We start from the raw sequence: 11,724 nt of genomic DNA, 5'->3' as shown, positions 1-11,724 counted from the left end.
GTTTTCGAAGCTGGCGATTATTATGTGGCTGGCGTGGGTGTACAGCCGCCACGGCGATATCTCTCGCAGTATTTGGCGTACGCTGTTCCCCTCGATTTATGGTGTGGGCGCCCTGGTCCTGCTGATTATGCTCGGCGGTGACATGGGTACCGCCATGGTGTATGGCTTCATCTTCGTGGGCATGATGTGGCTGGCGGGTGCTTCTCGTAGCTCGTTGCTGAAGATTGGCGGCGCGTTTGCGGTGCTGGCGCTGGTGGGTGTGCTTAGTAGCGCGAACCGTGTGGCTCGTATTTTCGGTATTTGGGGTTCGTGCACGAACGCTAACTGTGACCAGGCGAATTCTGGTGAGGTGGCGCTGGCGACCGGTGGTTTCTTGGGCGTTGGTCTGGGCCAGTCGCGTCAGAAGTACAACTACCTGGCTGAGGCGCATAACGACTATATTTTCGCCATTATTGGTGAGGAGCTTGGTCTGTTGGGTACGCTGGCGGTTCTGCTGCTGTATGTGGGCCTGGTGTATTGCGCGGTCCGTATTATGCTGCGCACTACTGATCCGCTGGTGCGTTTGGCGACGGGCGGCATCATGATTTGGTTGACCTCTCAGGCGATTATCAATATGGGCATGGTGTCCCGTATTTTGCCGGTGATTGGTGTGCCTTTGCCGTTTGTCTCCTATGGTGGTTCGTCGCTGTTGTCCTCGTTGTTTGCGGCGGGTTTGTTGTTGGCGTTTGCGCGGCAGACTCCGTTGCGTGGCGCGACGAAACCGTCGAATATTGAGACCCAGAGCGCGCGTGAGGTTCGTCGTGAGAATGCTGAATGGCAGCGTCGTTCACCGTTGCAGGATGTGCTGAATCAGGAAGAGGCAGCTCGTGCGGCTGCTGGTGGTCACCTGTTGAAGGAACATAATCCTTTGAAGGTTATTTTCGGTCCGGAGAGCACGTTGCGCCGCTGGTTGGGTTTTACGCCGGATCAGCAGCGTGAGTTGGCTCGTGTGGCTCGTGAGCAGCAGAAGGAGCAGGAGCGTCAGGCTCGGGAGCAGGTTCGTCGTGAGGAGGAACAGGCTCGCCAGGAGGCGGCTCAGGCTCGAGAAGAGGCGCGTCGTGCTCGCGAGGAGGCGCGTCTGGCTCGTGAGGAAGCTGCCCGTGTGAAGGCGGAGCAGAAGGCCTCGCAAAAGGCTGAAGCTCAGAAGCAGAAGGCCTCGCAGAAGCCTGCACCGGCGAAGGCAGCTACCCAGAAGGCAGCCGCTCAGCCGCGTACTGGTCTGCAGGCTCGCCCTGCTCAGAAGGCTACTGCTGCGAAGCCCGCAGGCCAGAAGCCCGCGGCTCCGAAGCAGGCTGTACAGCAGCGCGCCGCTCAGCCTCGCGGTGCCCAGCAGCCTGCTGCGCAGAAGCGAGTAGCCCAGCCTCGTAGCGCGCAGCACCGCCCTTCGGGCTCGTTGCCCGCGGGCCTGCAGCCGCTGCATCCGGAGGATCGTCTGCGCCGTACCCAGCGACAGGCAGCGCCTCGACAGGGTGCTTTGCGACAGGCTACTCAGGTAAAGGGCACTCAGGCAAAGGCCGCGCAGAAGAACGGCGCTCAGCAGCATCCGGCTCAGAACTCTGCGCAGCGCGGCACCCGCAAGCAGGGCTAAAGCCCCGCGGAGCGTACCCCGTGCCGCTGACATTGCGGGAGCTACTGGGTGGGGGAGCGCGCTGAGCTTCTTGCCTTCGCCGGTGATGATTATGTGCTGAATATGAGATAACGCCCTCGCCGTTGAGTCATAGCTCAATGGCGGGGGCGCTCTGTTGAACAGGTGCGATAGCGTAAAATGATGCTGTACCGATGTATTGGGAGAGAGACCTATGACGAAGAAGGCACCCTCTATAGTCTTCGCCGGTGGTGGCACCGCCGGTCACATTAATCCGATGCTTGCGATTGCCCGCGCCGTTCGCGACCTTGAACCGAACGCCAAGATTCTGATGCTGGGCACCGCCGACAAGATGGAAGCCGAGCTGGTTCCGGCAGCTGGTTTCGATATTGAGTTCATTCCTCGCGCGGCGTTCCCTCGTAGCATTAACCGTGCCGCTTTTGCTTTCCCCGCTAAGTTCTTTGGTGGCCTGTCGAAGACCCGCCGCATCCTCAAGGAAACAGATGCGGATGTGGTCGTTGGCGTGGGCGGCTACGTGTGCCCGCCGGCGTATCTGTCGGCGTTGAGCGCTAAGATTCCCGTGGTGATTCATGAGGCGAACGCGAAGCCCGGTTTGGCGAACCGTCTGGGTGGTTCGTTCGCGAAGTTCACCGGTGTGGCGTTCCCTAATACTCCGTTCCCGCGCGCAACCCTGGTGGGCATGCCGATGAAGGACGAGATTGCCTACCTGAACCGTGAGGCGCACCGTTCGAAGGCTCGCCGTAACCTGGGCTTGGACCCGCAGAAGCCGACCGTGATTGTGACCGGCGGTTCGCTGGGTGCATTGAGCCTGAATAATGCGGTGGCGGCGTGCCGTGACCACTTTGAGGAGTGGGATTTCCAGATTCTGCACATTACCGGTAAGGGTAAGGCTGTTCTGGATGAGAACGGTGAGCTGTTGAGCGCCCCGAATTACCGTCAGATTGAGTTTAGCAACGGCATGCAGGATGTGTATGCTGCCGCTGATCTTCTACTGGTGCGTTCGGGTGCGGCGACCGTGAGCGAGGTTGCTGCGGTGGGTGTTCCCGCGATTTTTGTGCCGCTTCCCATTGGTAATGGTGAGCAGGCTCTGAATGCTCGTTCTCTGGTGGAGGCGTCTGCGGCTCTGCTGGTGAAGGATGCAGAAGTCACCGGTGAGTGGTTTGCCCGTGAGATTCCGGCTCTTATGGCGAACCCGGAGGAGCTGGAGCGCATGGGCGCTGCGGCGTATGAACTTGGTATCCGTGACGCGGCGCGCGTTATGGCTGAAGCAGTATTGAAGGCAGCTGAGAAGTAATGACTGAATTGATGAATCTTGAGATGGTGTTGCCGGCACCGCTGAACCCGCCGTTCCCTGAGCGTGCGAAGATGAGCGAGTTGGGCCGTGTGCACTTCATCGGTATTGGTGGCGCGGGTATGAGCGCTATTGCCGCTCTGATGCTGCAGGCTGGTGTGACGGTGAGCGGTTCTGACCGTGCCGAGTCGGCTACTGTTGAGTCTTTGCGTGCTGCGGGTGCTCGTGTGGGTGTTCCTCAGCAGGCTGAGAACATTGTGGACGTTGATACCGTGGTGATTTCTACTGCGATTCGTGAGGATAACCCGGAGCTTGTTGCCGCTCGTGCGCAGGGTCTGCCTGTGCTGCACCGTTCTGAGGCGCTGGCCGCTGTGATGGGTGAGTCTCAGGTTGTTGCTGTTGCCGGTACTCACGGTAAGAGCACGACTAGCTCCATGATTTCTGTGATGTTTGATCAGCTGGGTGCTGACCCGTCGTTTGCGGTGGGCACTGTGATTGCTGGTCGCGGCACGAACGCTCATCTGGGCGCTCAGGGTCCGGAGTCGATTTTTGTGGCTGAGGCTGATGAGTCGGACGGCTCGTTTGTGCGTTACCGCCCGGCGATTGCTGTGGTGACGAACGTTGAGCCGGACCACCTGGATTTCTATGAGACCGATGAGCGTGTCTTTGAGGCGTTCAACCGTTTTGTGGGTTCGCTGGCTCCTAACGGCGTTGTGGTGACCTGCGCTGATGATGCGGGCGCGGCTACTCTTGCGGCTCGTTCTCGTGCGGCGGGTGTGCCCGTGGTGACTTACGGCGAGTCTGCGGATGCTGACCTGCGCATTAGCGAGATTACCAGCGCCGGTTCGTCGTCGTCTTCGCACCTGTCGTGGTCTTTTGAGTGCCGCGGCGTGCGTTATGAGGGTGAGCAGGATATTGCCCTGAAGGTGCCCGGTATCCATAACCAGCTGAATGCTTCGGCTGCTTTTGCGTCGGCACTGATTTCTGGTTACGAGGCTGCCGATATTGCTCCCGCTCTGGCTGAGTTCGTGGGTGCTGACCGCCGCTTCACCCTGCGCGGTGAGGTTGCCGGCGTGAAGGTCTTTGACGATTATGCGCACCACCCGACCGAGGTGTTCCGCGCCCTGGAGACCGGCCGTACCGTGGCTGATGGCCACAACCTGTACGTGATTTTCCAGCCGCACCTGTTCTCGCGTACTCGCGAGTTCGCGAAGGAGTTCGCCGAGGCTCTGTCGATGGCTGACCGTGCTCATGTGCTGGATATTTACCCGGCTCGTGAGCTGCCGATTGAGGGCGTGACCAGTGAGCTGATTACCGGTGCTGGTTTCTCTGAGGTTCGTTACGCTACCGCTGAGAGCGCTATTGAGGATATCGTGGCGTGCGCTCAGGACGGCGATATTGTGATGACCGTTGGCGCCGGTGACGTGACCGCTTTGGGTGCTCGTCTGCTGGAGTCCCTGCAGGTTCGTCACGGTGGCGAGTCGAAGAAGTCGGAGGCTTAGGCTGTGCCGATGAGTTCTGGTCTCTCTTCGGAGGGGCATTCCTCCTCGCGCGTGCCGAAGGCTCCGCGTTCGCGTGCTCGTTTGCGTGCCCAGCAGGTAGCTGAGAGTGCACCGGTTGAGGCGGCACAGGCTGAGGTTGTACAGACTGAATCTGCGCAACCGCAGGTGGCGAAGAGCGCAGAGGCTGCCGAGGCTATACAGGCTGCGGAGGCTACGAAGTCTGCGGAGGCTGTGAAGCCTGCCAAGGCTACCGCCTCCGAGGGCGCGGCTCAGGCAGCTGCTACCCAGTCTTCGAGCCCTGTTCGCCATGCGCCACGTAAGCCGGTGGTGCACAAGTCGCACAGCCAGCATGGTGCTGATTCTTCGGCTCAGAAGAGCGCGGCGGCGGTGCATTCTTCGGTGCAGTCTCTGAAGGATTCGGTGCGTTCGGCGCTGTTGACCGGCCGCACCGTCTCTGAGGTTGAGCACGCTCCCGAGCTTTTTGACGTTGAGGCGTTTGAGGATTCTTCGTCTAAGACTGAATCTGCTAAGACTGCATCCTCTCAGGCTGAGAAGAGCACCGGCAAGGACAGCGATAAGGGCGCCAGCAAGAAGTCTGCGTCCGCCTCCAGTAAGGCATCTGCCGGTTCTGCTGAATCTCGCGAAGAGCCTGCCGCCCAGAAGACTGAGGAAAGCGCCGATAAGAGCACTGATAAGGCGGGGGAGAAGGCTGTTGAAGAGCCTCGCCCCACGAGCCGTTTTGGTCGTTGGCGTGCCGAGCGTGAGCAGCAGCGTGCCGCGGAGATTGAGAAGGAACGCGAGCGTGCGAGCCGTCAGGCTCAGCGTGAGCGTCTGCGTCAGGATCCGGGTCTGGACGGTCTGCGTGCTGAGGAACGCCCCCGTAAGGAGCGTGCGCCTCTGACCCGTGCCCGTAAGCTGCTGTACACTGCTTCGGCGCTGGCTATTATTGCGGTGCTGTACGTGGTGCTGGTCTTCTTCTCGCCCCTGTTGGCGACTCAGAAGATTACGGTGCGCGGTGCATCCCTACTGGAGACCACTCAGGTGGAGCAGAAGCTGGAGCCCCTGCGCGGTGTTCCGCTCACTCGCATCGACGAGAAGAAGGTGCGTGAGCTGATCGGGCAGGATAACGTGATTCGTAGCGTGCAGGTGGAGAGCCGCCCGCCGCATGAGCTGGTGGTGACTCTGAAGGAGCGTACCGCGGTTGCGGTTGTGAAGCAGGGCGATACGTACCATACTGTTGATAGTGATGGTGTGAGCCTGCTGGAGTCGGCAACTCAGCCCGATACCTCGGTGCCGCTGGTTCGTTTCAGCGGTGATGACCCGCAGACTTCGGCTGAATTCCGCACCATTTCTACGGCGCTTTCGGCGATGCCCTCTGAACTTCTAGCTCAGGTTAAGGAAGCCAGCGCTACCTCAACCTCAAGTATCACTCTAACCTTGAGGGATAATACTACGGTGCAGTGGGGAACCGCTGAAGAGAGCGAATTGAAGGCTAAGGTTCTTCTCTCCCTGCGCCAGGCTATTGCCAAGCGTGCCCAGGAGGAGAGCTCCTCTGAGGCACAGACGCAGAAGGTGACCGTCTACGACGTGTCTGCCCCGCGCGTACCGGTGACCCGCTAGGGGAACCATTCAGGCGCTTTATCCTCCCTTTTTGTGTGAAATCCGCAAAAAGAGGGGGTAATTGCGCTGTGTGACTAGGAACCAACAAAAACAGTTTGGTATCCTAGCAGATAAAGTCATTCTTTAGAGGAAACCTTCAGGCTTAGATTAAGCTGCGGGTCTTCCGAAGCTGGAACACGGAACAATCGAGGAATACATGGACGCTGGAACTCCCCAGAACTACTTGGCAGTCATCAAGGTCGTTGGTATCGGCGGCGGTGGCGTCAACGCAGTCAACCGCATGATTGAGGTTGGTCTGCGCGGCGTTGAGTTCATTGCTATCAACACTGACGCTCAGGCTCTGCTCATGTCCGATGCAGACGTTAAGCTGGACGTTGGTCGTGAGCTGACCCGCGGTCTTGGCGCGGGCGCAAACCCCGAGGTTGGCCGTCAGGCAGCCGAGGATCACGCGCAGGAAATTGAGGAAGTCCTCAAGGGCGCAGACATGGTCTTTGTGACCGCAGGTGAGGGCGGTGGCACCGGTACCGGTGGCGCACCCGTCGTGGCACGTATTGCCCGCTCCCTCGGCGCTCTGACCATTGGTGTGGTGACCCGCCCCTTCACCTTCGAGGGTCGTCGCCGCTCCAACCAGGCTGAGACCGGTATCGCTGCTCTGCGCGATGAGGTTGATACCCTGATCGTTATTCCGAACGACCGACTGCTGTCGATTTCGGATCGCAACGTCTCCATGCTGGACGCATTCAAGTCCGCTGACCAGGTTCTGCTCTCCGGTGTGCAGGGCATTACCGACCTGATCACCACCCCCGGCCTGATCAACCTTGACTTCGCTGACGTTAAGTCCGTCATGCAGGGTGCAGGTTCGGCTCTGATGGGTATCGGCTCGGCATCCGGTGAGGACCGCGCAGTGAAGGCAGCTGAGCTGGCTATCGCATCGCCGCTGCTGGAAGCATCCATCGACGGCGCACACGGCGTTCTGCTGTCCATTCAGGGTGGCTCCGACCTGGGTCTGTTCGAGATCAACGAGGCTGCACGCCTGGTTCAGGAAGTGGCTCACCCCGACGCAAACATCATCTTCGGTGCTGTTATTGACGACGCACTGGGCGATGAGGCTCGCGTGACCGTGATTGCTGCTGGCTTCGACGCAGTGAACCCGGAGACCAACTCCAACGCTTCCACTGCTGCTGCTACTCAGGCTCAGCGCACCCAGGCATCCTTCGGCGGTTCCACCGCTGCTCCGGCTGCTAACGGCTACGGCTACAACGCACCCGCTGCTGCTCCGGCTTCCACCGGCGCTGCTGGCTTCGACGTTGACCTTCCCCCGGTTGTGGAGGAAGCTCCGGCTCGCCGCGACACCCTGGATGTCCCTGACTTCCTGAAGTAGTCTGCCTGGCTGTGAAGGTCTAGGCGTTGCACGGCTGAGAGTCTTATGAAGCTATAGGGGAGCTGAGAAACACGCACATTGTGCGGTTCTCGGCTCCCCTTTGCTATACCCGCCGTTATACCTGCTGACATCTGATGAAGGAAAAGACGATGAGCGACGCTCCCAAAACTCCGCTACTTGCCTCAGCCGATACCCGTACCCTGGGCTCCTGGCGTGTACGGGTGGGTTTCACTTCCCGCGCGGCGGGCAACCTGGGTCTGCACGTGGACGATGAGCTCGGCGGCGGTATGGACGCCTCCCTGGTGCGTACCCTCAACCACCGTGCCGCCCTGGAGGAGGCGCTGGGCACCGAGCCGTTCTTCTACCTGAACCAGGTGCATGGCGTGCAGATTGCCTACCCGGAGGACTACGCGGTGGAGTCCTACGCCCCCGGCGCCCCCGAGGAGCGTACCTCTGAGCGTGGCCGCGCGGTGCTGGAGAACTCCCCGGTCGCCGATGCGGCGATTAGCACCGAGGGCGTGCCCCTGGCGATTATGGTGGCGGACTGCATTCCCGTGGTGCTGGTGGGTGAGCGGGTCGCGAACTGGCAACCGATCCTGGCGGTGGCTCACGCTGGCCGCCGCGGCCTGCTTGACGGCGTGCTCCAGCAGACCGTGGCTCGTATGCGTCAGCTCGGCGCGGAGAAAATTACCGCGTGGTTGGGGCCGAGCATTTGCGGTAGCTGCTACGAGGTACCCGAGGCGATGCGCACTGAGTCTACCGAGCTGATTCCGCAGGTGCATTCGGTGACCAGCCAGCAGACTCCCGGACTGGATCTGCCCGCAGGTGCCCGCGCCGTACTGGAGGAGGCGGGCGTGCAGGTGAGCATGGATTGCGCCCAGTGCACCTTTGAGGAGCCCGAGGTGTATTCGCATCGCGGGTTCACGAACCGCGGTGAGAAGCCGGGCCGTATCGCGGGTCTGGTCTGGCTTGAGAAGCTTGCGGAGCCCACCGCCTAGAGCTGCTGAAGGAGAGAAGATGCCTGAAATAAACACAGAAGAGAACCTGCAGTACACTCCCGAACGTGCCGAGCAGCTGCTGCAGAACTACCGCCGCGTGCTTGAGCGTATCCGCGCCGCAGAACAGGACCACAGCGCCGTGCGTACCGAGGCGAGCGCCCCGGTGCAGCTGGTGACGGTCACGAAGTTCTTCCCCGCCTCCGACGCGGCAGCGCTGCTGGATGGGGGAGTGACCCTCTTCGGCGAGAACCGTGACCAGGAGGCGAGCGCGAAGGCTCGTGAGCTCGCCGCCTACTGCGCCCAGCGTGAGGTGCAGCCCCCGCACTGGGCGTTCATCGGCCAGTTGCAGACGAATAAGGCGAAGTCCGTGGTCAAGTACGCCTCCAGCGTGCATTCGGTGGACCGCCCCTCCCTGGCGGACGCGTTGGCGAAGGCGTACGCGAACCAGCTCTCCCGCTTTGAGATGGGGGAGGTGCCGGCACCCGCGGCGGCGGAGCAGGGTGCGCTGACCTGCCTGGTGCAGGTGTCCCTGGCGGAGGTTGCAACGGCTGGCCACGCCGCCGAGGGTGCGCGCGGTGGTACGAGCGCATCCGAGCTGCTGGAGCTGGTGGAGCGCATCGAGAACCACGAGCATCTGCGTTGTGGTGGCGTGATGGCGGTGGCGCCGCTGGGCATGAACCCGGACGAGGCGTTCGAGAAGCTGTACGGCTTGGCGTCGCTGGTGCGTGAGCAGGTGCCGCACGCGACCGAGATTTCCGCCGGCATGAGCGGCGACCTGGAGGCGGCGGTGCGTTGGGGTTCAACCTGCGTGCGCGTCGGTAGCGACATTATGGGTAAGCGCCCGGCGCTCTAAGCCCTATCCAAGCGCGGCCCTTCAAAGGTTATAGTTCCGGGTCTGCATTCGGTGGCATAATCATCGGCGCCCTGACCGCCCGCGCGGGGCGGGCGCTGGTAATATATACATGCCGGTGCATGACGTACCGTCACGCACACACACCTTCTGATGAAGCACCACGGCAGACCCTGTACACCACAAGCAAAGAACAGCGAGAGAATCATGGCGAAACAAAGCCGTCTGGCGGGTTTCCTCGGCCTGGAACGATACCAGGACGCCGAGGCGACGCCGGAAGAATCCCCGCAGGCTGTGCAGGCTGACACCCGCAGGAAGGCAACCGCCTCCGCAGGGCAGGCTGCTACAGCACAGAAGACCGAGGGCCCTAACCGGCTCTCAGCACTGCCCGGCTCGGCACAGTACAACAACAGTGCAGTCGAGCCGCAGAGCGAAACCTACCACCAGCAGGACGAACCCGCCTATACTGAACAGGAAGAGTACCTGCAGGCTGATAGCTACGATGACGGTACAGAAACCGAGTATCTGGACGCAGAAGAACCTGCCGACGGACGAGCAACCGTAGATGCAGCGGCACACGCCACCGCTCATACACCTGAAACCACAGCTGACCTGGCAGAAACCGAACAGATCTGGGACGACGCCAGCGCAGACAATTGGGAGGACACCCCGGTGCCGAATACCGAATACACCGAGCAGTACGCCGAGACGTACTCCAACGACGGCTACTACGACCAGGGCTACGAGCCCGAAGAAACCAACGGATACACCTACGGTTACGAGGAAGAAGAGGACGAATTGCGTCGTATCACCACTATCCACCCCCGCTCCTACAATGACGCAAAGATCATTGGTGAGGCATTCCGCGAGAACATCCCCGTGATTATGAACGTGGAAGAGATGCCCGATGCAGACGCTAAGCGCCTGGTGGATTTTGCCTCCGGTCTGGCATTCGCTCTGGAGGGCCGCATTGAGCGCGTCACCGCTAAGGTGTTCCTGCTGACCCCCTCCAACCTGGAGGTTCTGGGCGTGGCTAACTCTGAGGTTTCCGCCGGCTTTGAGACCGACGGCGAATTCCCCTTCGACCAGGGCTAAGGACTGATAGATGGGTTATATTTTCGCCCTCATTACGATCGTTGTCTACGTTCTCTACATTGCGATGTTGCTGCGCATGCTCTTTGACTGGGTGCGCATGTTCGCTCCCGAGTGGCGGCCCAAGGGCATTGTGTTGCTCTTCGCCAGCGGCGTGTACGCGGTGACTGACTGGCCGATGAACCAGCTGCGCCGCCTGATCCCGCCGGTGCGCGTGGGTAACGTTGCGTTGGACACCGGCTTCCTGATCTTGATTGTTCTGCTGTCTTTCCTGCTGAGCATCATGATGCGGGCAACCGCGGCATTCTCCTAAACCGCCCGTTCGGTTGAGAAGCTAGAGAGCTAGATTTTGAGCCCCGCCTGCGTTTGGCGTCCCTCAGGGGATGGAGCGCCGGCGGGGTTTTCTGCGTCTGGGGTTTCTATGCTTGGGTTTCTGTGTACGGGGAGCGTCAAAATGCCTCTGCAAAAACCTTCTTAAAATGCACCGCAGAGCAGAAAATACAAGGGCGATAGCGGGGACTAGGGCGGATATTAGACGTGGTGAATCCCACCCTTGCGCAGAGCGAATATTTTACGGTTCAACCGACGTATAACCGGGCACAGAAACCAAAGAATAGTAGAATTGGTGCCAACGACTGCATCGCGGCATAGCCATGCCCTGAGCCATCGGGACCCTGAATTATTGGGGCCATGACCTATCCGGCTGGCGAATCCGCGGCACTCAACATCACCACCAAACCCCGTAGGGATACCCAGAGGAGAAGCCCATGGCAATCACCCCCGAAGACCTAATCACTAAGAGCTTCAAGATCGTGACCGAAGAGTCCGGTTACGACCGCAACGAGGTCGACGACTTCCTGGACGAGCTCGTTGTCGAACTGCGTGCACTCTACTCCGAGCGTGACGCCCTGGAGCGCCAGGTTGAGCAGCTCTCCGCAAACGCACCCGATTCTCCCGCAGCGGCTGCAGCACCCGCACAGTCCTCGGCAGCACCGGCAGCAGCACCTCAGGATGCAGCGGCACTGCTCGCCATGGCACAGAAGGTTCACGACGACTACGTGGCACAGGGCGAGAAGGCTAAGGCTGAACTGCTCGAAGAGGCAGAGAAGAAGGCAGACGCTATGGTGAGCGAAGCTCAGCAGCAGCGCGAAGAGATTCTCTCCCGCCTCACCGACGAGAAGGAAGAGCTGGAGATCGCTGTTGAGGCTCTGCGCGGCTTCGAGAGCCGTTACCGCTCCAAGCTGCTGCAGCACCTGGACGCACAGGTTCAGGAGCTGAAGAACCTCAAGTCCATCGAGGCTTCCGCATAAATCAGCGTGCCTAAATAAGCTAACGACGCTTTGAA

9 protein-coding genes and 1 pseudogene are annotated in these 11,724 nt (G+C 60.6%); all 10 read left to right on the top strand.

The window, feature by feature from the left end; translation table 11 throughout:
- Positions 1–1,627: FtsW/RodA/SpoVE family cell cycle protein (locus HXO69_RS05055; protein WP_296545682.1), on the top strand; the 1,627-nt coding region annotated here is incomplete at its 5' end.
- Between the two features lie 211 nt (positions 1,628–1,838).
- Complete coding sequence (gene murG / locus HXO69_RS05050) at positions 1,839–2,939, top strand: undecaprenyldiphospho-muramoylpentapeptide beta-N-acetylglucosaminyltransferase (protein ID WP_296545680.1); 1,101 nt, start codon at positions 1,839–1,841, stop codon at positions 2,937–2,939.
- Positions 2,939–4,438: a UDP-N-acetylmuramate--L-alanine ligase gene (gene murC / locus HXO69_RS05045; RefSeq protein WP_296545679.1), complete on the top strand. Its 1,500-nt coding sequence runs from the start codon at positions 2,939–2,941 to the stop codon at positions 4,436–4,438. Before murG ends, murC begins: the two co-directional genes overlap by 1 nt.
- 9 nt (positions 4,439–4,447) lie before the next feature.
- Entirely contained in the window at positions 4,448–6,058 is a 1,611-nt protein-coding gene (locus HXO69_RS05040) for a cell division protein FtsQ/DivIB (RefSeq protein ID WP_296545677.1), read from the top strand.
- A gap of 196 nt (positions 6,059–6,254) precedes the next feature.
- Complete coding sequence (ftsZ, locus tag HXO69_RS05035) at positions 6,255–7,439, top strand: cell division protein FtsZ (RefSeq protein ID WP_049354877.1); 1,185 nt, start codon at positions 6,255–6,257, stop codon at positions 7,437–7,439.
- 149 nt (positions 7,440–7,588) lie between these two features.
- Positions 7,589–8,437, top strand: a complete 849-nt coding sequence (locus tag HXO69_RS05030) for a polyphenol oxidase family protein (RefSeq protein ID WP_296545675.1) — start codon at positions 7,589–7,591, stop codon at positions 8,435–8,437.
- A gap of 19 nt (positions 8,438–8,456) precedes the next feature.
- Positions 8,457–9,290, top strand: a complete 834-nt coding sequence (locus HXO69_RS05025; RefSeq protein WP_296545673.1) for a YggS family pyridoxal phosphate-dependent enzyme — start codon at positions 8,457–8,459, stop codon at positions 9,288–9,290.
- Positions 9,291–10,070: 780 nt separating this feature from the next.
- Positions 10,071–10,382 (top strand): annotated as a pseudogene (locus HXO69_RS05020) (cell division protein SepF); the annotation flags it as partial.
- Between the two features lie 10 nt (positions 10,383–10,392).
- Complete coding sequence (locus HXO69_RS05015; protein WP_294627031.1) at positions 10,393–10,692, top strand: YggT family protein; 300 nt, start codon at positions 10,393–10,395, stop codon at positions 10,690–10,692.
- Between the two features lie 454 nt (positions 10,693–11,146).
- Positions 11,147–11,689 (top strand): DivIVA domain-containing protein, encoded by a 543-nt coding sequence (locus HXO69_RS05010; RefSeq protein ID WP_070847399.1) that lies wholly within the window; start codon positions 11,147–11,149, stop codon positions 11,687–11,689.
- The last annotated feature ends 35 nt before the right edge of the window (positions 11,690–11,724 follow it).

Source organism: Rothia sp. (in: high G+C Gram-positive bacteria), from assembly GCF_015265375.1.
Classification (GTDB): domain Bacteria; phylum Actinomycetota; class Actinomycetes; order Actinomycetales; family Micrococcaceae; genus Rothia.
The sequence above is the reverse complement of the archived record's forward strand: the minus strand, read 5'-3'. Positions and strand labels throughout refer to the sequence as shown.